Raw genomic sequence first — 20,663 nt, forward strand, 5'->3', positions numbered from 1 at the left:
TGCTTGTTGAAGCACCTTGGCACTCCACCTCGCAGCAGTTGGTCTGCGGCGAGATGGCGGGTCATGGGCGGAGGGGGACATGCTGGCGCCCCGGAAGGGATTTGAACCCCTGGCCTTCTCGGTAGGAACGAGACGCTCTATCCAGCTGAGCTACCGAGGCGCGTGCATGATCAGCGACACGGTTGTGCCGGCTGAGGAATGGAGCGGACGATGGGGTTCGAACCCACGACACCGGGGGTGGAATCCCCGTGCTCTACCACTGAGCTACGTCCGCGTGGATCCGATTGATCCCACAGGGAGATCCGGTATCTCCTGCCGCTCGGAAAACACGGCATGGAATTCTAAATGAGCGGGGGCGCTCGGCTGGAGCCAAGTGCGTCCTCTCCGCTGCTCAGTAGTCCGAGACCATGCTCGGAATATCAATCTGACCGCGCAGATCGTCGTCGAACGCCTCGTTGAGGTCGTCGCTGGTCGGAAGAACGTCGAAGTCTTCGATGCCCATCATCTCTGTCCTGATCTTCTTTATTTTCCGTCCCCTTTCTGGGAACATCTTCCACTTTCTCCGAAGGTTCGTCCCGTCCCGGTGTCTGCTCGCCGGTGTGGATTCTGCTGGTTGGCAGCGGCGGATGGCCCGGGGCTCGGAGGTGGCAGGTATTCGAAGGGCAAGAGACAGGCCCGGACCGGCTGGCGGCCGATCCGGGCAGATGATCAGATCGTCTGGAGCATCCAGCGCAGCATTGTGCGGCGCTTCGACCCCTCGTCGTTGGCAAGCGCGCGAGCGAATGCACGGCGCGAGCCGATGATGATGCACTTCTTCTTCGCACGCGTCATCGCGGTGTAGAGAATGGTACGCTTCAGCAGGCCGTAGTGCGCCTGGTGGAGCGGTATGATCACCGTCTCGTATTCCGAGCCCTGAGACTTGTGGACGCTGAGCGCCCAAGCGAGGTCCAGCTGGCTGAAGTTCTCATCATCGTAGGTGACAAGATCATCGCCCATCTGGACTGCGACCTGACCGCCGGTTCCGACAACCTCAGTGATGATGCCGGAGTCGCCGTTGTAGACATCGCGATCGTAGTCGTTGTCGGTCTGGATGACCTTGTCGCCCTTGCGAGCGACCTGCCCGCGAGCAATACGGACTTCCGCTCCCGACGTACCTGCAACCGCCTGCAAGCGCTGGTTCATCGAGATGGTTCCGACCTCGTCCTTGTGCCCTGGGCAGAGGACCTGCACATCACCGTCAAGCTGCTTGAACAGGTGTGCGATACGGAAGGCGATCTTCGCAGCGTCGTTCTCTTCGATGAAGACGAGATCGGAGCCGCCTAGTTCGGTGGTAACCGGAGCCTTGCCTTCGCGAACCGCGGCAGCGCCCAGTGCGATGGCCGAGCCCTTCGCCTGGCGACGAACCTCGACCAGGCGGGCCACCGGGACCTCGCCGCTCTCGATGATGTCGGCGAAGACGCGGCCGGCGCCGACGGATTCGAGCTGGTCAACATCGCCGACGAGCAGGATGTTGCAGCGGCCCCAGGCGACGGAAAGCGAGGAGAAGATCGCGACGTCCGACATGGAGACTTCGTCGCAAGCCAGAAGGCCGCGCTGCAGCGGATTCTTAGAGTTGCGCTTGAAGCGGCCGTTCTTGTCGATCTCCAGCAGGCGATGGAAGGTCATCGCCTTGATCTTGGTGACCTCGGTCATCCGCTTGGATGCCTTGCCGGTGGGCGACGAGAGCAACACGGGGGCGCGGTCCGCGTATTCCGGGCTGAGCTTGGCCAGGATCTTCCATGCAGCCACGATGACCTTGAGGGTCGTCGTCTTGCCAGTGCCGGGGCCCCCTGTGATCACCGAGATGGGGCACAGGAGCGCCTGGATAGCGCCGAGGCGCTGTTCAGCGTTCAGTTCGACCTGGACCGAGCTTTCGGCCTGAAGAACGCAGCTGAGAGCGACGTCGTAGGGGACGTTCGGTTCTTCATCGAGCTTCGCGAGAATGCGGGTTGCGATGGTGCGCTCGGCGCGCGCCAGATACGACAGGGCAAGGCCCGGCTTGCCGTCGACATCGACGGTCTCGATGCCCTTCTGTTCGAGGCGCGACGCCACGTCGAACACGTTGCGGCTTGCGATCTTGGTACGCTCGAAGACCTGGGCAGCGACCTCCTGGAGGGTCAGGAACGTGTGGCCGTTCTGAGCCGCGGCGCGCAGCGTGTCGAATATGGCTGCGCGGATGCGCCCCTCCGAGCGCAGGGTGAGCCCGGTGGCAAGAGCGATCTTGTCCGCCGTCGCGAAGGCGACGCCGGGGACCTCTGCGATCACGCGATACGGGTCTTTGGTGATCACCTCTTCGGTCTGCATACCGTAGAGTTCGTAGATCTTGCGGCGCAACGCAGGACCGATGTCGTGCTGCGCGAGCAGCGGGCCGAACTTTTCTTCGGCGCGGACTGCTTCCAAGCCTGCGACAGCTGCGTCGATGTTCGCGCCGAGCAGGGCAACTGCACCTGCTTCGCGTGCAAGGACGGCGTCGACCGTACGGCTGCCATAGAAGGCGACCAGCTTGCGAGCGGTGGCGAGCCCCACGCCCTTGATCCCGACCTGGTCGAGCCAGCGGATCAAGCCCTCCTGGGTCCGCGGAACGACGCGCTGCACGTCGGAAACCTGCAGCTGATCGCCGAACTTCTTGTCGGATACGAGCTTGCCCATGAAGCGAGCCTGCTCACCCACGTCGAGGCCCTGAAGCGCCTCGCCTCCCTTGATGGTCATGCGCTGACCGCGATCGTTCTCGATCCCCAGGATGCGGAAGTCGTCCTTGCTGTAGATGACGGACCGCACGCGACCTTCGATCGTCGAAACCTGCTGGTTGGTCATCTGTTTTTCCCTTCCCTAACGCAACTCGTCTCTCACTATTCGGATGAGAACCTTCAGGGCTGGGCTGGGCAGGATCAGGACGTCACATAGACGTCACCCCTCTATCCAGGACCTCGATGGAAAGAAGAACCCCTCCATATGCGAGCAGCCAGGAGGCGAGCCCGTGCAGGGCGATGCTTCCCATGTTGCGCCCGCGGGCACGGCGAATGACGAGGAAGCAGAGCACCCCGGTAAGCAGGAGTACGACAAAGGCCGATTCAGCAGGCAGGGTCATAGGTGCTCCGACTTTTCGTACTGGCAGTGAGTCGTGAACGACGTTCACGGCGGATGCGGCTGGCTAGACTTTCCGGCCGGGCGCCTTCGCCTCCCAGGCAGCGAGCGCGCTCTCGCGACTGTCATCGAGATAGATAGGGAGGACAACATCGTTGAAGATGATGAAGACTTCCTTGCTGCGCTCTATGGAGAGGACCTCATCGATCAAGGAGGTGATATCGCCCATCGGAGAGAGAAAGCACTGACGCTGGACCAACCTGCGAAGCTTGGGCGGTTGCTCGAGCGAGCCGGTTTCGCCGTGGAGGCGAGCGAGAGCCTGGAAGTAGCCGTCGAGGAAGGCCAAGGCGGCATTCGTACCTTCGCCGCGGAAGGACCCCAGGACATCCGCGCCGACCTTGGCCACCCAAGGATCATCGGAAACCTGCGGCTCCTCGAGCCCGAGCAGCCGTACGCCTTCGACCTTCATGCTCAGCGCCACGCCGAAGTTCGTGGTGTAGTGCTGCGGTGGCTGCCAGGCAGTGCGGTCCTCCGGGTCCCTGCGATGCCAGACGTTGTCGTCGCCAACGAGGTCGGACCAGACGTCTCCTTCCTCATCTTCGTGACTGCGAAAGATGAGCCCGTCTGTGACGCGGGACGGAGCCACCGGGTACCGACACAGGTCAGCGAGGTCTGTGTAGGTGGGTTTGACGAAATGAGACATGCAGGGTCCTCGATAGGGTAAGGCAGCTTCACCGGACTATCATCCGTAAATGAAGATGCTGCTCCGGTCAGCGTCGGCGATAGGAGCGTGGAGCTGAGTTCCTGGCCCGGAAATCATAGGCGACGGATGGAAGCTCACGCGCACTCAGCTGCTCCAACCGACGGATCATGTCGTCAGGCTCGGCACGGCAGCGAACAATGGTTACGCCGCGGTCTTCGGCTGTCGGCCGCATCATGCGCTCGAAGGCCGTCACCGTCCCCGTCTCGGTCGTCTCGGCGGGCAGGGCAGGACCGTCGAAGCGGTCTTGCACCGTCATCGCGATGTCCGAAACCCCTAGGGTCGATGTCACGAGGTCGTTCATGCTTTTCCCTTCCCTGACGCGTTGTTGACAGAGCTCAGCCCAAGGTTGCGCGAAGGTGCTCGACCGAGATCCCCATCTGAGACGCCATCATCGCTAAGGGGTCCTGAGCTGGAAACCAATCGACGCCCACATGTCCAGCGGCCTTCTCAACCGCGTTCCGTCGCGAAGCCTCGGCTTTCGCTGCTCCCTCGGTCAGACCGGTTGCGTTCGCATCGAAGCTCAGCCCGTTGTTCTTGCTGATCTCGACGCTCGCCATGACGAGCCAGGTTGACATGATGACGATCCTATTTTGAGTTGCTGGGGCTTCGGATCGCTCCGACGGGTTCAAACGACGTGTCCTGATGGCTCCGTCGCCGCGGCGAAGCCGGCCGGAGCAATGCCCCGGCCGGTCCTCGTTTGCCTTTAGGCTGCGAGGAGGAGATCGTCCTCCTGCGGCACGCGTGCGTAGTAGAGGAGGGAGAGATTGCCCGCTTCCGCCTGCTGCGCGAGAGCGAGCGCCGTGGACGTCTCCAATGCCCGGAGTGCGTCGATGCGCTCGTCTCCAGCCTCGATCCACAGACGCATGCCGTGCTCGTCGAACTCGGTGCTCTCGTTGTAGCCGAGGATCTCCGCGAGGCCCGGCTCCGACATGTCCACGATGATGCAGCGGTAGAATTAGGCGACCTTGCGTGAAGCCTCGACGCGCGCCTCATGGGCCGCCATCCGATCTGCCTTGCGAGCGGCGGCCTCCGCGCGAGCTTCCGCATTGCGCATGACGTGCACGTTCATGCGCGTGGCCTTACGGGCGAGGGCAGCCTCGTGTGCTGCGGCGTTGCGTGCTTCATGCGCGCGCAGGTTCGCAACGCGGATCGCCTCGTCTTCTGCCTGAACCTTGGCGCGAAAGGCGAGGACTTCGCCTTCAGTGGACGTCGCGGAGTTCATTGCGGCGGTCGCCAGTTCAGTTGCGCGTGCATGCAACTGATCAGCGGAGCGAGGTTCACCGACGATGCGGCAACCCGGCATGTTCGGCGCCCACGCGAAGGGCAGGCCAGCGGCGGCAGCGGCGGCAGCGGCGGTGACGGTGTTCATTTTGATTTTCCCTTCCCTTGAGGATCTTCGACCAGCCCTCCTGTTTTCGAGGCACCGCTCAAAAAAACACCGCCGCCCCAACCCGGAAGGTCTGGAGCGGCCGCAATTCGGTCTAGGTCCTGAGCGCGAAGGTCGAGCGCGGGAGCACGCAAGCGTCGTGCGATCCGGAGCCCGAGCCGCCCGGTTGAACCGAGCGGCTGAAGCGTCAGCGGACCTTGCGGCGCACGCCCATGGGGACACTGCCGAGTAGCAGTGAACCTTGGGCCGGCGGCGCAGGCGGCGGGGGCAGGTCGCCCACCAGCGCGCGCGAGACGTGCAAGTCGTCGAACTGCCACTCGCGCGCGCCCTCGCGCAGCTGGGTCTGGAGCCAGCCGACCACGTTCTGGCCGAACAGGTCGCCGGAACTACCCTGGGGCTTGGCGCCCCAGAAAGCATCGCGCATCGACAGCTCGGCGATGTCGCGGCCCATCGTCGCGGCGAGGGCGGCGCGGTAACGATTTCCCTGAAGGCGGGCGGTCTGCGTAAACGCCATCGCCTTCACATTCACCTGGCGCCAGTCAGCGCGGCGCTCCTTTAGCCGCTCGTACGCGGTCATCTTGGACTGCATCGCGTGCGGCGCGGCCAATATCCTCGCCTGGTGCTCAGGCAGGTGGCCAAAGGCGAGCCACTGGAACAAGTGCTCGCCGGACGGGAACACGATCGTCTCGACGACGTGTCCGTCCCGCACCCGCTCGATTACGAGCCGTTCTCCATTGGCCATGTTCGAGAGATGTCCATTGGCATCAGCAACCTTGCACCAGGCTGCCGTGGTAGCCTTCGGCCACAAGCGAGCGGCGGGGACCGTAAGGTCGAACGTCTTGCTCATCGCATTTTCCCTTCCCGAGGTAAGTACAAGGAAGGACTTTACGCAGTCTCCCCCCTCCCATCCCGGAAGGTTATTGCGCGGAGGATCTTCTAGTAGCCGGAGCACGGCTGGCGGCCTGCGCCCGAGAAGTGGTCCAGGACCCAGGCCAGGGGAACCATGGTCCCGGTGCCGCCTGCGGCGATAGCGAGCAGCCCCGCAACGAACGAGTATAGCTGCCCACCCGGGAGTTCGGCGGCATTGAGCGCGGCGCAGGCGGAGCCCGCGGCTGCAGCGACCACGAGGCAGCAGATCACGGTGATGACGGTGAGGCGGTTCATAATGTTCAGCTCCCCGATGGTTGAAGTGTGGGGGCGCAGGCGAGGCCTGCGCCGCGAGGTCAGCTGAGGCGGTTCCACCAGTCGATGTCTGCAGACAATGTCACGAGGCGTCCGTCCACGAGGAACACCGAAATGGAGACGTCATCGGTCACCACGTGAGCGACGTCGCTCCAGTCGAAAAGCGGGTCTTCTCCGCGATCGCGCGACCAGACGAATACGCATTCGTCGGTGAACCCAAGTTCGCTGGCCGGAATACGGGCCGTCGGAGCCAGTGGGTTATAACCGAGCAAGAAGCCGTCTCCGCCTTCCTGCTCCGCAGCCTCGCGCAATGTCTTGAGGGCCTCCACCACCTGTTCGCGGCTCGCTTCGAGCTCGTGTCCGGACAGCGGCTCAGTTGCGGTGATCACGGTGGCGGCGGAATAGCAGAGGTCCGTCATCGAGAGGCTGGAGGTCGGTGCGAGCCGGAAAGAAGGCGACGGGTCGCTGCGAACCCCGACAAACGGAAGCTCGTGAACGATGGCCATTTCGGTGGTGATATGGCTGAGATCCAGGGTAGCCGTTTCGATGATGAGGTTGCCCATCTTCCTTTTCCCTTCCCGGTGATGTTGATGCTTGGACCACCCACGGGGGTCAGATCCGCGCGACGCCGTGATGGTCGAGCTAAACCCACCGACCTTGAGCTAATGAGCGGTGTCGCCGGGAAAGGGGTGGATGAGGGCGTTCGTCAGGGGCCGGGCGCCGCGGCGGCCCAGGCGAGGACGTCGTCGATGTCCTGCTTGGTGTAGTCGGCCCAGCCTGAGACGTCATCTCTCTTCAGGCGAGCGGCAACCTCGGGAGAGATGGCGGAGAGAGACACCCGCGCCGGCTTCAGTCCGAAGCTATCGTTGCGCAAGCTGTCATGCTCGGCGTCTAAAATTGCGACCCCTGAGCCGGTCACGATCAGAGGACCTGCGTCATTGTAGGACCAATCGCCGTGCAATGTCCCGACCACAGTGCCCAGCGGTTCATCGCCGTAAAGATCCAGAAGATCGAGGAACAGTGCCAGTTCGGAGCGTCCGTTGTCGCGCACACGGTTGGTGTTGACCGTGAACGCATCGATGAAGAGACGGCCATCGATCACCGCTACTTCCGCGACCTCGTCTGGGACGTCGGGTGCTGTGATGAGGATCCGAGAGGTAAGCGACGCCAGAAAGGTGCCGTCGCCGGCTTCTCCCCTCTGCGGACTAAGGATCTCCCGCACCATTTCCGGAAGGTTGGCGGGGGCATCAGCCTTCAGGCGCATACCGAGGAGCAGCGAGACATAGTCACCCATTACTCAGCGCTCCGCCGTCGCGACGCAAAGCTGGCGTGTGTAGCCACCCCGGCAGAGGGTCTGGAAGGTGTCGAGCCGGCTTGAGTGCTTTATGTCGAGCATCCGAGCGCGTGTGATGCGCCTGCTGGCAGCGTAGTACCGAACGCGGCCATCGGCGTTGCGGGTGGTTTCGCATAGATTCATCGAAGGTGTTCCTCGGATGGCGTCCTGGGCCAGACGAAAGGAGGCGCCACTGTCAGGCCTTGGCGAACACGAGGTCCGAGAAGACTCCCTCGAGCGGCTGGACCCGGCTAGCGCCGAAGTGCCGACGGTCCTCAATCGTCCAGGGACAATCTTTGTCGGACAGGTGAGGGGCCATCCGGACCTCACGCCCCGCCATCATATGCCAGTCGCCGTCGGCAAGCGCCATAATCCGGTCGATCACCGGGTCGGTACCGGGAGCTGGAAGCTCAGGCAGTGCCGCGAGATCCTCAACGTTCCAGTGGACGCTGGCCTGCATGATGTCCTGGGGCGACCAGTCTGTGGGCTCTGCCGTCTCTGCGGCTGCACCGCTGCCAATCTGAACGCGTGTACGGTGCATGAGCTCCTGGTCATGGGTCACGCGCCATTCGCCGGTGTAAAACCACTCCTGCGTGGTAGTCCGGCGGCGGCTGGTCTCATCCGTAAAGGGACCGGAAGTGATGGTCTGTCCGGCACGCAAAGCATGCACGATCCGCGCGAGGCGCGTGAGATGGTCGATCATCTTGTTTTCCTTCCCGATCGTCTTCGTCAGCTCGAGCAGACGCGTGATGACGCAGACTTCAGACTGCTACGCTGCGCAGGACGTACGTTGACGGCATCATGGTGGTAACCATGATCACCGTCAACGGAGCCACGGAGAAGGTTAGCCGGCCGACGCCTCGCGTCGCGCTTGAGCCTTCTCGAGGAGACGAGTTTGGGCAGCGACGAGACGGCGCATGAGCTTCAGGTCCGCGTCACTGAGCCGCAGCGCCGCGTCGGCCCAGAGATCCACCACGGTCTCCAGCTCCGCTAGCGTCAGCGGGTTCACGGCTCGAGACGCTTCGTAGATCGCGCAGTGGCCGCTGTGGCGCCGGCGGTTCTGCCGGATATAGTCCTCCACGACCTTTCGGCCCTCTCCAGGCTCCGCCAGGGCGTGGACGATGCCGAGATCGTACATCTCCTCGGCAGAGTAGTTCCGGCCGCTGAGGATCATCTGTTCCGCCCGCGCAGCACCGAGGCGCCGGGACAGGAAGCAATGCGCCCCCATGCCGGGGAACAGGCCGAAGACGGTCTCGGGCAAGCCGAAGCTGCTGCCGCGCTCCGCAACGACCACGTTGAACGATAGCAGAGCCTCGAAGCCGCCACCGAGGGCGTCCCCCTGGACCAAGCCGATCGTGATGAGGGGCAAGTTCAAGCCGAGCATGTTCCGGTGCAGGATCCGGACACATGCCCGTCCATAGCGGACGAGCGCTTCCCGGTTGCCTTCGTTGATGTGGCTCGCGAACAGGTCGAGATCACCGCCCAGCGAGAACACCCCCGGGAAGCGGGAGCCGAGTACCACATAGCGGATCGGAAGCGCTCCCGTCGTATGCGCCTGATCGATGTCCGCCTGCCATTGGTCGAAGTCGGCCAGGAGCCCGGGGTTGAAGCTTGGGCGCCGCGTCGGGGTCATGTAGGTCCACAACGTTTCGAGCGCAGGATCGAAGTGGGACTCAAGCTGCTGTTGTTCGAACAGTCCAGCGATCATGGTATAGCTCCTTTTTTTCGCGCAGATCTGCGCTGCGCTCCGCGGAGACGCGTGGACTTGGCGCCTGTGCATCGGGATCAACGTCAGGGTCGGGCGACGCTGGGCAGTAGGATCAGGCGCTCTGGGAGATCGCGACTGGGACCTGGTCGGGATGGTCAGGAGGCACTTCGGCGGCCTCCGACACGATGTCCGTGATCGGTGCGACCGCGACGCCGGCACGTCGGATCTGCTCAACGATCTGAACTGCGCCGGCGGGTCGCATGTGACTTGCGACCGCGGCACTCTTGACCCGTACGATGAACTCGCTGCCGTAAGCCGAGGCCAGACCGGCTTGCTCGACCTCGAGCCACTGCTTGAGATGGAAGCCCGCGCACGTCAGAACGGCCTGAATGCGAGTGGGCAGGGTGACCGGAACCGACGAATGGAGGGTTCGCCCTGGTAGCACGATGCTGGAAAGACAGCGCCCTTGGAGGGAATAGAGATGGAGGTTCTGAGACATCGTGGGCCCCTAGCTCGGCGCAGTGCTTGAGGCCTGCGCCGCCCAAGGGGCGGCGCAGGGAGTGGATCAGGCCGCGAGGCGGCCTTCGGCGTCCACCGATCGCTCGTCCGGGAAGGCGGTGAATACGCCGTCGATCACCAGGCCGGTGATCTTCATGGTGCTGTAGTTCGGCGTGAGCTCGACCTCGAACATGGTGGTGCCGCCGTCCAGCATGGTGTTGATCGCTTCGGCCGCCGGGCCGTATGCCATGCAGGTGCGCGTGTACGCGACGCCGTCGACCATGAACTCCACGCCCTTCAGCGTGGCGAACGGGCGCGGTTCGTCGCCCTTGGTCATGCCGCGGTTGGTCTCGGTGAATGAGATCATAGCATCGAAGGGTGCGACGTCCTGCAGGACGAACTTCTTCTTCATCTGGACGACCTCGCCCTGCGGCGCGTTGTCCTGCGGCGCAGCCTTCGCCTTCTTGCTCGCCTCGATTGCCTTGAAGCGTGCGACTTGGGCGCGGGTGTACTGACGCTTGGTGCCGGTGGTGCTCATCTTGATTTTCCCTTCTCTTGGAAACGACGTTTGCAACCCCTTTGGGGGTAGATCTTGTGGGGCTGCGCTGCCCGGAGGGGCGGCGCAGGGAGCGGATCAAGCCGCGAGGCGCTCTTCGGTCATGGCGGGGCGCTCGTCCGGGAAGGCGGTGAACACCCCATCGATCACCAGGCCGGTGATCTTCATGGTGTTGTAGTTCGGCGTGAGCTCGACCTCGAACATGGTCGCGCCGGCGTCTAGCTGGGCGTTGACCGCCTCGGAAGCGGGGCCATATGCCATCGCAGTGCGCGTGAAGCTCTCGCCGCCGACGGTGAACTCGACGCCCTTGAGCGTGGTGTAGGGGCGGTCGTTCTGGCCGACGCCGCGGCTAGTCTCGGTGAAGCCGATCATGGCATCGAACGGCGCGACGCCGTCTCGAGGTGCCGCTCCGCCGAAGGGCGGAGCGGAAGGGGGTTCAGTCGATGGCGCCGTTGACGTCCTTGTCGACGACGTCGCCGTCGACGAACACGTCGTAGTCGTCGCCGGCGCAGTAGGCGCCGTACCAGCGGGCGATGTCGGCGGTGGCGCCGGCCTCGACCGTCATGCTGGCGGAGGCGGCGCCGGACGTCCGGTTGACGAACGACAGCGTGACGGTCTCAGGCATGGACGCTCTCCGATGATGCCGCTCCCGCCGAGGGCGGGAGCGCGGTGTTACAGCGCGTGCGAGCTGCTGATGATGACGCCGTCGGTCTCGGTCACCATGAACAGCCACTGGGCGTTCGCGCCTGCCGGCGTGAACTGCCCAATGAAGCGGTCGGAGGCATTGTCCTGTCCGCCCCGCCCCGCCCCGCCGTAGGGCGGGGCGGCGCAGGGAGCGGATCAGGCCGCGAGGCGGCCTTCGGCGTCAACCGATCGCTCGTCCGGGAAGGCGGTGAACACGCCGTCGATCACCAGGCCGGTGATCTTCATGGTGTTGTAGTTCGGCGTGAGCTCGACCTCGAACATGGTGGTGCCGCCGTCCAGCATGGTGTTGATCGCTTCGGCCGCCGGGCCGTATGCCATGCAGGTGCGCGTGTAGGCGACGCCGTCGACCATGAACTCCACGCCCTTCAGCGTGGCGAACGGGCGCGGTTCCTCGCCCTTGGTCATGCCACGGTTGGTCTCGGTGAACGAGATCATCGCATCGAAGGGGTCGATGTCCTGGAGGACGAACTTCTTCTTCATCTGGACGACCTCGCCCTGCGGCGCGCTGTCCTGTGCCGCAGCCTTCGCCTTCTTGCTCGCGTCGATTGCCTTGAAACGTGCGACCTGGGCGCGGGTGTACTGACGTGCATTGCTCATCTGATTTTCCCTTCTCTTAGGAACTTATGCTTGACCCATCAGGGTCAGACCTGACCTCGGCGAGGTGATCCTCGCTGTGGCGTCGCAGGTGTTGTGCGCCGTGCAGATTGCTGGGCGACGTGATCGTCCCCCGGTCCCGCTTCGATATCTGGATGAACCGCCAAGTCCGCGTCGGCGATCCTCCGCGCGAACAGGAAGAAGCCGAAGAGGAAGGACATGCCGTCGAGGACGGCATGTGCCCGGAACAAGGGTAGCGGCAACTTGGCAGTGCCCTCCGGGATTGAAGGGAGGAGAATGCTCCTGCCGGCTTCTTCTCCGGGGCTCTCCTATTTTCGCATCGCTGGAACCGGGTCGAGCGAAGATGCCGCGCCCGCGTGTTTTCGAGGCTTCAGCCACGAAGAAAGCGGCCCGCCGCGGAGGCGGCGGGCAGGTCAAACGGTCAGCTTGTTCCCAGGATGGTAGGACGGGCCCCGGTGATCAGTTGGTAGCGAGCGTCTCGCGAATTGATCCAACACCATAGTCCGGGGTGACGCCGTAGGCGGCGAGAGCCTTCTGAAGGGCCCGAGTGGCCGGCCCGCCGATAGCGCTAAGGTATGCGTCGGCGTCGCCGAGCCGCGAAAGCACCTGATCTACAGCCTGGACCATTGCCAGCTCTCGCGGGTCAACGATCTTGGCCATTGCTTCCAGTGAGCGACGCTGGACCTCCTGGCGTTCGGCTAGCTCTGCTGCCAGCCGGGCTTCGTGTGCAGCCTGGTCGAAGACGTAGGGGCGAAAGATGCTGCCATATTCCATGTCGGTCGTCCTCGTTGAAAGGGCAAAGATGCCCTCAGGGTCATCCCTGCTGAGTGGGCGGCGTAGGTCACCGCCGTCGGAATTCAGATGAAGCTCGCGTGCGGATGCGCCTGTCCGTAGGTACGGCGCGTGTCCTTTCGGCTCAGGCCGCGGAGGGAGGCAAGCAGCCGGTCCACTGGCGCGCCGCGACGCCATTCCTTGAAGATCGTGACGGGACAGGTGTCCTTATGCGCCTCATAACGAAGCCAGTCGGCGAGGGGCTTCGGAAGACATCCCATGATCTTGTCCTCGAGCTCTTGCGTCGTTGCGACGGATTGCGCCGAAGGGCTGTTGTGTCCTTGCTCGATGTGAACTTGCTGCTGCATTTTCCACCTCCGGATGAGTTCGTTCATCACAGGCGAAGGAGATGCATCAGTGTAGGGACGAAGTACGGCTGACCTGCTGATCCAGCCAAGCGTACCCCTCTTCCCAGGGGAAGCGGTTCGACCGGTCCGGCATTACGACCTGCGCTAGCTTTGCGGGGCTGGTCGACCCGATGCGCTTCAGACGCGACACCGATCCGAATGCATGGGTGGCGAGCTTCTCGTCCGCCGGAAGTAGCCAGATGGGCACCCCGAAAGGGTTGCGGACGTCATCGGCGGGAAACTGACCGAAGGGGAGTTGCTCACCCGCGAGTTGGATCTCGATGAACATCTGGAGATAGTTGTACGTCGGCGGCGTACAATCTCCGATGAAGATCAGGTCGGTTCCGCCCTGTTCGGACATCCCAATGCTATAGACGAACCCTGGGCTGTCGCGGTCTGGAAGCACAGGCGCAAGCGTGACGCCGTGGCGCCGGATCGCCTCATCCTGGCGCTCTGTGTAGCCTCCAGGGTTGCCGCTGCACTGTTCAACACCGTCGGGGCAACACTCCTGGTCGTCGCCGTTGGCCACCACCATGCGCAAGATCTGGCTCACGAGATCGGCTACCGTTGTGGCGGCATCGAAGTCGACCACGACGCCCTCACCGAACCTCGAGGAGAACGCCTCCTTGAGCGTTGCGGTATCCTCATCGGCCAGCTTCAGAGCCGCTAGATGCGTGAGCAGACTGAGGTCGATGTCTTCGCCGCGTCCATCGATCTGGAACGAGATAAGGGCAAGTACCTGCTCGCTTACGCCGACTACCTGAATGCCTTGGGAAGCAGCCGCAAGGAGGGTCTCTGCGGAGAAGTCGCTATCGGGCTCATTCGCGCTCATGGCCTCCCGCACGACGGCAACGACCGCAAAGGCGATCGTATCGTCCGAAACGTCCGGGTTAGCGTGTGCGAGTTGCGCAGCAGCCTTGGCTACGATCCGCAAGCGGCTGGTCTCGTCCATCTTGATTTTTCCTTCCGCCGTTCTGCTTCGAGGCAGCGTACCCCTATTCGAAATCTGCGTAGTGGGGAGCGGGCAGATGACGCCAGGTAATATCGATGCCACCTGCTGCATGAGCTAACGGCACAGAGCGCGCACGAACTTCGATGATCGTCTTGCGCATACCGTCGACCCAGTCGTGCTCGATACCGGCTTGCGTCAGCGCGCCCTCGATTTCCTGGTGGAGGTCGGAACCACAGGTCATTTCTTTCCAGTCGGCCAGGATCCCCTCTGGACCCTTCAACCATGTTGAGGTCCAGGTCGAACCGCGCAGCGATGGCGCGGATCTCCGAGTACGTGCTCATGTCGGTATTACCTTGGCTGCCGGGCGGTGGCACGACGGATCCTGATGAGTATCGGCGGTCTTGAACTCTTCCTCGCCCGCCGGTCCCGATATCCCGAGGCGCGCGGCGGCCCGATGTGACTGGGCCGCGATCCGCGCAAATGCTTCGGCCTTGGTCTCTGTCGCACGTGAATTGACCCGCGGACTGGCTCCGACGGAGTGCTTCGGTAGAACCTTCTTCCGGGACTTGAGAGGGTTCACGCGCTGAACCTCACGGAAGAAGGCATCGCTGCCTTCTTCCAGCCCGAGTTTGTGCAGGCGAACCTTCTCCTTGACCGAAAGGGTTCCGACCAGAACATTGCACTTGGAATGAGACGCGCGGATGTTCGCGAAGACGTCCGGGCCGCCGTGATGCTTCGCCTTCAGATGCTCTGCGGTGCAGTCGTCCAGGAGGCGCAGATGGCAATAGTAGCAGCGACCATTCTGGTCTTTGCGCCTCTGCTCTCTGTAGCGAATTACGTCGGCGTGCACCACGGGAGACTCCGTAAATAGAGGGCCTTCTTGCACTCTCAGAGGCGAGGATGCAGCGTGGCACTGTTCGGTGAGGCAGAATCCGTTATCTGGACCCTTCGGCCATGTTGAAGCCCAGGTCGAACCGCTCAGCGACGGCGCGATCTTAAGGCGAGGTTGCGGACGAACTTTTCACGCTAGTCCCGGATAGGAAGAAGCCCGGCCGACAAGGTCGACCGGGCGAGTCTTCTGGGTGCGGAGGTTTACATGCCCCGCTGGGACATGGCAGCCATTGCCGCGCCGGCGACAGCGGTGCTGGGCGCTGCCTTCTGGCCGGCGTCCATCGCCTCGTCGTGGGCCCGTGCGAGCGATTCCATGTCGCGAGCAGCGGCGGGCTCAAGGCCGAGATCGCTGTAGCGGCTCCGCAGCAGAGCGTCACCGGCCCGCCCGGCTGCTTCGACGGACGTGGCCAGAGCGTCGAAATCTCCGCTGTTCGACCGACCGATGTCGTCAAGCATGCCCAGTGTGGCCTCGGCCGCGTCAAGGACGCGTCCGCCGTTTTGAACCGTCGGAGCGCGCGTGCGGGCATTAAGTGCGTCAACGAGTTCGGTAATCTCCGACCGCTCGCGTCCGTCCTCGTGAGAGCCACCCCCGAGCTGTACCAAGTCCTTTAGCAATGCTGCGGAGTCACGGACGACCTCGCCGATCCGCTTCTCGAAGACAGCCGTGTCGATCGCGCGGTTCGCGATGGCGAGCTCGTCATCGGCCGGCCGCCCGTAGGTCATCGGCATTGCGACGATGTTGACCGGTCCTGTCTGGTCATCAAAGCTTGTGGCGTTGCGATGGTAGAGGTCGACCTGGAAGGCGCCTTCCTCCAATTCCTTGCGTAGGCCGTCCAGCCCCTCGGGGTGGATCTCGTCGGCAAGCTTACCGGTGAGGCCGACGATCTCGCGCGCGGGCCCCTCCACAGCGATCAACTTGCCTTCCTTGGTCTCCATCGGGACCGCCCACATCTCGCCATCACGCATGGCGATTACGCCGTGCATGCCGGCCTCGCCCAGCTCGTGCTGAAAGGCTTTGGCATTGAAGCGACCCTCGACGCCCTCGAATTCGTAGGTGGGGAGAACATATGCGCCTTCACCCTTCATCACCGTCTTCGAGACGGTCAGGACATCTGTACCCAGGTCGTCGACGAGTGCCTGCGTGTTCACGCCTTCGATACGGGCGCGCGGGTCCACCCGGAGCTTGTCACCGGGGAGGGCGTAATGCTTCACGAAAGTTGCCTCGTGGACGCTCGTGTCGTCCCCTTCGTACGTGATTGGGCTGTCAGCCATCGATTTTCCCTCCGAAAGGCGAATTGTCGATTATCGGATAGGACGCGTCAACAACGGAGTGCTGCCCCACACATCAGCGATGTGGCCCCATCACGTCGATCACCCGACGGAAGATCACTGCGCCATCGCCGGGGGGCGTGACCGGTGGATTGGTCGGGGTAGTGCAGGCTCTGGTCTCGCTGGTGGCGGGCACAGTGGAGCAGTTGAAGTCCGCCACCGCCGTGCCATCCGAACGACGGCACTCCGCTGTCACGGGCCGACTCTGTGTGTCATTCACGCAGGCAGTCCACTGGCCAAACCAAGTGAGTACCCAACTGTACTCGCACGCGCTGGTATCGGAGATTGTCTCCGACGCGACCGGCTGGTCGTCGGCGTCGCATAGCGTTATCGGTGCGGTCGCGCCGTCCGAGCGCAAACAGGTGATAGCGCGAGTGCGAGTCGTCTGGCCGCACGCGGAGGGCGTGTTCCATGTGCCGGCATGCCATGCGTACGTGCAGGCGGAATAGTCCGTCGAGGGCTGCGTTAAAGGCTCAGAGGTGCCGCAGAAAGCTTCATCAGCTGGGGCACCATCCTGACGGAAGCACTCGGCGGTACGGGTCTTTGAGCTCGCCCCGCATGCCGGGGTGGTTGGGCCATACTGGCCGTAGCTCCACGAGTAGGAGCAGGTCGAAAAATCTGCAACCGTCTCGGTGGCCTCGGGTCGAGTTCCGGTACAGAGGGAGTCTGCGACCTCGTCACCGTTCGAGCGGCGGCAAACAACTGCGCGCGTCCGCGTGGAACTGCCGCATGTCTTGGACGGCGAACTCCATGAGTGAGCTTCCCAGGCGTAGCCGCAGGCGGCATAACTGGTGCCCGCGCGTTGATCCGCCGGCCGACCTTCGGGCGGGCAGAACGAGTCCGCGGCGCCTTGGCCGTCGGACCGCTCGCAGGTCACGCTGCGCGTCTCCACGGTTGGTCCGCACGCGGGCACGAGGCCGGTCCAAGCCCCTGCATTCCATGAATAGGAGCACCCCAGGGTCTGGTAGGTAGACTGGCTATTCGAGGGCTTCGCGCCGGACGACGAGCAGTAGCTGTCCCCAACGGTCATGAGGTCAGACCGTGAGCAGCTGACGTCACGGTTCTGGGTAGCTTCTCCGCAGGTGGTCGACGGAGCTGACCACGGGTCAGCCGTCCACGAATAGGAACATGTTGAATAGCTGGTCGTGGGCGCTTCGGATGGCGGCTTGGATGCCTGATCGCAAAGCAACGGATCGACCGACTGATCGTCGGATCGGGTGCAGGTAACAGGACGGGACATCGTCGTCGCGCCACAGGCGGGAACCGGGCTTCCGTAGCTGCCCGTCGTCCAGGAATAGCCGCAGCCGGATGTCTCGTAGGATGCTTCCGACGTGGCAGGCTTGCTCGCCGCCGAACACAAGCTGTCGGATAGCGTCGTGCCCTCGTCGGGGCTGACGCAACTTACGTGCCGGGTCCGGGTTGCCGAGCCGCAGCTGGTCGACCAAGCGCTCCAATTGCCGCTGCTCCATGCGGGTGGCGCTGCCCGATCCGCGGTTCCGCGGATGCCGGAAACAATAAACGCAGCAGGTGCGCCATAGTCTTCGACCATGAAGGTAATCGTGTTTAGGCCGGACTTGAAACCGGATGTGATGCTGAATGCTGTGGGGGAAGAGAACCCGTCTGAGTTGGTCGAGAAGGGCTGGCCGTTGATATATCCGACGCCGTAGTTGTCTACACCCCACGAACCCGTAATCTGTGCCGTCGCGGGATTGAATCCAGTGAGGTCGAAGGTCAGCGTGTAATAGGTTCTCGCCTGGCCGTCGACGATCGGCGCCGTGTAATGGCCTCCGGGAAGTTCGCCGACCCATAGGGAATCGTCGCTCTGATAATATGCTGGGTGGGTGAACACGACGGCGGGGCGGCCGTTCACTTGGTAGTGCGCGTCGAGATCGCCGTCGCCACCGAGCCTCTGACCGTTCGAGTTCAGACCTGTGCCGTAGAGACCGGGAATGGGGTCGGCCCATGCGGCGCTCGACATGAGAAGTGCACATAGCCCGAGCGCCGCACGTCGTGCAGTACGATTGAACCTCATAACGAAGACCCCGAAAGTTAGTTGTTCCATCCGTAAACCAGGCATCAGCAACCCGCAAGGCCCGGTGTTTTAAGGATATCGTTTGGGTTCTTCGTACATTCTTGGCCCCTACATTAGGCAGGAGACTTTTTGATGTCACACAGGCTCGGAGACTTGGGCCATCGATGAAGAAGCTCTTGAGACAGCGAAATATTCGCCGGCGCCTGCTCTGGCCTCCGGCGAATTCTAGAATGTCTCGAATGGGATCGTGAGCGAGCCGTCATCGAGGTCGATCTCGAGGAGATCGACGGACAACAGGCCGTTATGTTCGCGGAAGGTGGCGCCCAGGCGCTCGGGGGACCAGCTGTTTACGTATCCGCGCAGGAGACGGCCGTCCACCCAAACCATCGGAAACCATTCGCCCAAGCCTTCACTGAAGAAGGCGCCGACTATTGATCCTGCAGGGGCAGCGCAGGTCCGGCCAAGCGCATCAAGTAGCACTGTCTCCCGGCTGGCTTCTTCGGACTCAGCCGGAGATGAGGCGTGCCCTGCCCGGCTGGGATTGAGGAGATCTGCAGCGAAGGTGAAAACGCCGTCGTCCCACGACCAGAAGGTCTCACCGCCAGGATGGCCATCTGGCACAAGATGCCGCACAGTGATGCCTGGCGCGACGTTACCGACCTCGAACATCGGATCATCGAACGGGCGGGCGTCGTAGAGGGGCAGGGTCGCGCACGGTGCTAGGGCATTCGCACAGGCGACCTCGTCTCCCCGAGAAGGCCAGCGCAAGCGGTACGTGGTTTGGGTGCTCATGGGCCAGTCCTGATTGAAAGAGATCATACTCAGCGCTGGACGCGCTCGACCGTCTCGCCTCGAGCTTCGATCGCCGGAATGCGGCTTGGGTTTACCACGACGTTGCCCTCGTCATCATGCGCGAACCATCCGTCGCCGTCGCTGGCCTTGCAGAGTAGGCATTCGCTCCATGAGAGCCCGTCAATGTAAACCTTGTGCGCGCGGACGTTGATTCTCCACTCGCGGACAGGAAGGGTGTTGTCGACCACCTCCGTGGCACCACAGACTGGGCAGTCGCAGCCGTCCACAAGGACGATCTTGGGCGCACTTTCTTCCATGTCTTTTCCTATCGTGAGGGAACTTCCCATTGTGCCTGCTAAGCTCTCGTACCCTGTCCCGAGCGCGGTGAAGCAGAAGGGAGGCTGAAATCGTGATCCGGCCGGCTTCAGTCCAGCAGATTGAGATGTTGATCCAGCCGCACCATGCGCGTCAGGCCGTCCCGACGCTCTCCATCGCAGAAGAGATCCTCAAGAAGGGCGTCCTGACGCGCGACTTCTGCCGAGCTCGCCCCGTCGATGTGGAGGCGCCAACCTTCTCCCAGAGGGGTGTCGTCGCCATATACGCGGGACAGACGCTGAACGTCGCCAGGGCCGAATGCCTCCGCGAGGAACGCGGTCACGCTGTCCCGTACGAACTCGATCGGGAGTTCGCCGGACTTCAGGACGTCGACGAGGCCGGTTAGCTGCTGGAAGACTTCGTCCACCGGCTGCCCGGCCTTGGCCGTGGCTCGCGCGCGGTGCGAATGCCGATGCCATTTGGATACGTGCAGGTTGAGGTGGAAATCGGCCATCTGTGGTTCCTTTCTGTGGGTTCCGGCCGCGAGGGCCGGTGCAAGAACGAAGAAGGGCGCCCAGACAATGTCTGCGCGCCCCTCTACGGCTAGGTCAATGGCGAGCTATGCGGCGAGTGCCGTATCTCCCTGCTGGTGATCGTAAGCGTCCGGATTGCGGAGCGCTAAGTCTGGGATCGATCCCTTTTCGACCGCTCCATGGGAGGCGTCGGCGCTATAGCGGCGGGAAAGGCCGCGCAGACTGGCGGTTGCCAGCTGGTGCACGTCGTCTCGCGTCTGGTCGAGCCGTAGGGCGGCCACATACAGGCCGAGGTCGTCGCTGAGGGCCTTCAGGGCCACGTAATCGTCGCCGAGCATCCATCGGCGAAGGCCCGGGATCGTCGGGTGATCGGTGGTCAGCATCGCGTCAGCCACCGAATGAGCTGCCGCCAGAGTCTCAAGGGAGAGCCGGCTGGACGTTTCTACGATCTTGCTCATTTTCCGCTCCATGGAGTTCACCTGTCCCGAGAACAGGCCAACCACTCCGTCACGGGTCGTTTTAGGATGGTTCCTACTCCCCGTCCAGAACCCTCGGCGATTGCGTGTTTTCCTTGCCTACGACAAAAAACGCGAGCCCTTCCAACGGCTGCCGGCTGGATCGCTCGACGCCTTGCCCCACCCGCAGACGGCGAGTTCGTCCGAGAAGATGCGTAGTTGGGCCGGGGAGGGCGCTCGGCATCATGAGGCAAGGCGACCGCCGCCATGACGCTCATAGCGGCGGTTCAGAGGCCCAGAGCGTCTGCGTCCGCTG

Annotated in this window: 31 protein-coding genes and 2 tRNA genes; 1 reads left to right on the forward strand and 32 read right to left on the reverse strand. The window is 63.1% G+C overall.

What is annotated here, in order from left to right; translation table 11 throughout:
* Positions 1-83 precede the first annotated feature (83 nt).
* From QP045_RS02120 to QP045_RS02220, 21 genes are all read right to left on the reverse strand, one after another.
* Positions 84-160, reverse strand: a tRNA-Arg gene (locus QP045_RS02120).
* Between the two features lie 39 nt (positions 161-199).
* A tRNA-Gly gene (locus QP045_RS02125) sits at positions 200-274 on the reverse strand.
* Positions 275-708: 434 nt separating this feature from the next.
* Complete coding sequence (locus QP045_RS02130; protein WP_422513303.1) at positions 709-2,853, reverse strand: AAA family ATPase; 2,145 nt, start codon at positions 2,851-2,853, stop codon at positions 709-711.
* An 82-nt stretch (positions 2,854-2,935) separates the two neighbouring features.
* Positions 2,936-3,127: a hypothetical protein gene (locus QP045_RS02135; RefSeq protein WP_422513304.1), complete on the reverse strand. Its 192-nt coding sequence runs from the start codon at positions 3,125-3,127 to the stop codon at positions 2,936-2,938.
* Positions 3,128-3,190: 63 nt separating this feature from the next.
* Entirely contained in the window at positions 3,191-3,826 is a 636-nt protein-coding gene (locus tag QP045_RS02140) for a hypothetical protein (RefSeq protein WP_422513305.1), read from the reverse strand.
* Positions 3,827-3,893: 67 nt separating this feature from the next.
* Positions 3,894-4,187: a hypothetical protein gene (locus QP045_RS02145; protein WP_422513306.1), complete on the reverse strand. Its 294-nt coding sequence runs from the start codon at positions 4,185-4,187 to the stop codon at positions 3,894-3,896.
* 34 nt (positions 4,188-4,221) lie between these two features.
* Complete coding sequence (locus tag QP045_RS02150; RefSeq protein ID WP_422513307.1) at positions 4,222-4,461, reverse strand: hypothetical protein; 240 nt, start codon at positions 4,459-4,461, stop codon at positions 4,222-4,224.
* A gap of 128 nt (positions 4,462-4,589) precedes the next feature.
* A complete protein-coding gene (locus QP045_RS02155; protein ID WP_422513308.1) occupies positions 4,590-4,823 on the reverse strand; it encodes a hypothetical protein in 234 nt (77 codons plus the stop codon).
* A gap of 18 nt (positions 4,824-4,841) precedes the next feature.
* A complete protein-coding gene (locus QP045_RS02160; protein WP_422513309.1) occupies positions 4,842-5,255 on the reverse strand; it encodes a hypothetical protein in 414 nt (137 codons plus the stop codon).
* Positions 5,256-5,460: 205 nt separating this feature from the next.
* Positions 5,461-6,120 (reverse strand): NADAR family protein, encoded by a 660-nt coding sequence (locus tag QP045_RS02165; protein ID WP_422513310.1) that lies wholly within the window; start codon positions 6,118-6,120, stop codon positions 5,461-5,463.
* An 89-nt stretch (positions 6,121-6,209) separates the two neighbouring features.
* The gene (locus QP045_RS02170) at positions 6,210-6,437 is read right to left on the reverse strand and encodes a hypothetical protein (RefSeq protein ID WP_422513311.1); all 228 of its coding nucleotides are present in this window, start codon (positions 6,435-6,437) and stop codon (positions 6,210-6,212) included.
* 59 nt (positions 6,438-6,496) lie between these two features.
* The gene (locus QP045_RS02175; protein ID WP_422513312.1) at positions 6,497-7,018 is read right to left on the reverse strand and encodes a hypothetical protein; all 522 of its coding nucleotides are present in this window, start codon (positions 7,016-7,018) and stop codon (positions 6,497-6,499) included.
* A 143-nt stretch (positions 7,019-7,161) separates the two neighbouring features.
* Complete coding sequence (locus tag QP045_RS02180; RefSeq protein ID WP_422513313.1) at positions 7,162-7,749, reverse strand: hypothetical protein; 588 nt, start codon at positions 7,747-7,749, stop codon at positions 7,162-7,164.
* Positions 7,750-7,752: 3 nt separating this feature from the next.
* Positions 7,753-7,932, reverse strand: a complete 180-nt coding sequence (locus tag QP045_RS02185) for a hypothetical protein (RefSeq protein ID WP_422513314.1) — start codon at positions 7,930-7,932, stop codon at positions 7,753-7,755.
* 52 nt (positions 7,933-7,984) lie between these two features.
* Positions 7,985-8,491 (reverse strand): hypothetical protein, encoded by a 507-nt coding sequence (locus tag QP045_RS02190; RefSeq protein ID WP_422513315.1) that lies wholly within the window; start codon positions 8,489-8,491, stop codon positions 7,985-7,987.
* Positions 8,492-8,632: 141 nt separating this feature from the next.
* Complete coding sequence (locus QP045_RS02195) at positions 8,633-9,496, reverse strand: crotonase/enoyl-CoA hydratase family protein (RefSeq protein ID WP_422513316.1); 864 nt, start codon at positions 9,494-9,496, stop codon at positions 8,633-8,635.
* A gap of 112 nt (positions 9,497-9,608) precedes the next feature.
* Positions 9,609-9,995 carry a hypothetical protein gene (locus QP045_RS02200; RefSeq protein ID WP_422513317.1) on the reverse strand — a complete coding sequence of 129 codons (387 nt, stop codon included), beginning with the start codon at positions 9,993-9,995 and terminating at the stop codon, positions 9,609-9,611.
* A gap of 66 nt (positions 9,996-10,061) precedes the next feature.
* Entirely contained in the window at positions 10,062-10,532 is a 471-nt protein-coding gene (locus QP045_RS02205; protein ID WP_422513318.1) for a hypothetical protein, read from the reverse strand.
* 96 nt (positions 10,533-10,628) lie between these two features.
* On the reverse strand, positions 10,629-10,922 hold the full coding sequence (locus QP045_RS02210) for a hypothetical protein (protein ID WP_422513319.1): 294 nt from the start codon (positions 10,920-10,922) through the stop codon (positions 10,629-10,631).
* 64 nt (positions 10,923-10,986) lie between these two features.
* Positions 10,987-11,175 carry a hypothetical protein gene (locus QP045_RS02215; RefSeq protein WP_422513320.1) on the reverse strand — a complete coding sequence of 63 codons (189 nt, stop codon included), beginning with the start codon at positions 11,173-11,175 and terminating at the stop codon, positions 10,987-10,989.
* A 215-nt stretch (positions 11,176-11,390) separates the two neighbouring features.
* Complete coding sequence (locus tag QP045_RS02220; protein ID WP_422513321.1) at positions 11,391-11,852, reverse strand: hypothetical protein; 462 nt, start codon at positions 11,850-11,852, stop codon at positions 11,391-11,393.
* Between the two features lie 107 nt (positions 11,853-11,959).
* Between QP045_RS02220 and QP045_RS02225 the strand changes: the two genes are divergently transcribed.
* Positions 11,960-12,106, forward strand: coding sequence for a hypothetical protein (locus QP045_RS02225; protein WP_422513322.1), 147 nt, complete (start codon positions 11,960-11,962; stop codon positions 12,104-12,106).
* A 223-nt stretch (positions 12,107-12,329) separates the two neighbouring features.
* Here QP045_RS02225 and QP045_RS02230 read toward each other — a convergent pair whose 3' ends face one another.
* The 11 genes from QP045_RS02230 to QP045_RS02280 all read right to left on the reverse strand — a co-directional run bounded on the left by QP045_RS02230 (position 12,330) and on the right by QP045_RS02280 (position 20,350).
* Complete coding sequence (locus QP045_RS02230; protein ID WP_422513323.1) at positions 12,330-12,644, reverse strand: hypothetical protein; 315 nt, start codon at positions 12,642-12,644, stop codon at positions 12,330-12,332.
* Positions 12,645-12,727: 83 nt separating this feature from the next.
* A complete protein-coding gene (locus QP045_RS02235; RefSeq protein WP_422513324.1) occupies positions 12,728-13,036 on the reverse strand; it encodes a hypothetical protein in 309 nt (102 codons plus the stop codon).
* Positions 13,037-13,055: 19 nt separating this feature from the next.
* On the reverse strand, positions 13,056-14,000 hold the full coding sequence (locus tag QP045_RS02240; protein ID WP_422513325.1) for a DUF4262 domain-containing protein: 945 nt from the start codon (positions 13,998-14,000) through the stop codon (positions 13,056-13,058).
* Positions 14,001-14,043: 43 nt separating this feature from the next.
* Entirely contained in the window at positions 14,044-14,280 is a 237-nt protein-coding gene (locus tag QP045_RS02245; protein ID WP_422513326.1) for a hypothetical protein, read from the reverse strand.
* A gap of 57 nt (positions 14,281-14,337) precedes the next feature.
* A complete protein-coding gene (locus QP045_RS02250) occupies positions 14,338-14,853 on the reverse strand; it encodes an HNH endonuclease (protein WP_422513327.1) in 516 nt (171 codons plus the stop codon).
* A gap of 239 nt (positions 14,854-15,092) precedes the next feature.
* Complete coding sequence (locus tag QP045_RS02255) at positions 15,093-16,163, reverse strand: hypothetical protein (RefSeq protein ID WP_422513328.1); 1,071 nt, start codon at positions 16,161-16,163, stop codon at positions 15,093-15,095.
* Positions 16,164-16,236: 73 nt separating this feature from the next.
* The gene (locus tag QP045_RS02260) at positions 16,237-18,252 is read right to left on the reverse strand and encodes a thrombospondin type-1 domain-containing protein (protein WP_422513329.1); all 2,016 of its coding nucleotides are present in this window, start codon (positions 18,250-18,252) and stop codon (positions 16,237-16,239) included.
* 225 nt (positions 18,253-18,477) lie between these two features.
* A complete protein-coding gene (locus QP045_RS02265) occupies positions 18,478-19,044 on the reverse strand; it encodes a hypothetical protein (protein WP_422513330.1) in 567 nt (188 codons plus the stop codon).
* A 29-nt stretch (positions 19,045-19,073) separates the two neighbouring features.
* Entirely contained in the window at positions 19,074-19,361 is a 288-nt protein-coding gene (locus QP045_RS02270; protein ID WP_422513331.1) for a hypothetical protein, read from the reverse strand.
* 107 nt (positions 19,362-19,468) lie between these two features.
* Positions 19,469-19,873: a hypothetical protein gene (locus QP045_RS02275; protein ID WP_422513332.1), complete on the reverse strand. Its 405-nt coding sequence runs from the start codon at positions 19,871-19,873 to the stop codon at positions 19,469-19,471.
* A 105-nt stretch (positions 19,874-19,978) separates the two neighbouring features.
* Entirely contained in the window at positions 19,979-20,350 is a 372-nt protein-coding gene (locus QP045_RS02280) for a hypothetical protein (protein WP_422513333.1), read from the reverse strand.
* Positions 20,351-20,663: the final 313 nt, after the last annotated feature.

This window comes from Sphingomonas sp. 3-13AW (assembly GCF_049311085.1).
Taxonomy (GTDB): domain Bacteria; phylum Pseudomonadota; class Alphaproteobacteria; order Sphingomonadales; family Sphingomonadaceae; genus Sphingomonas.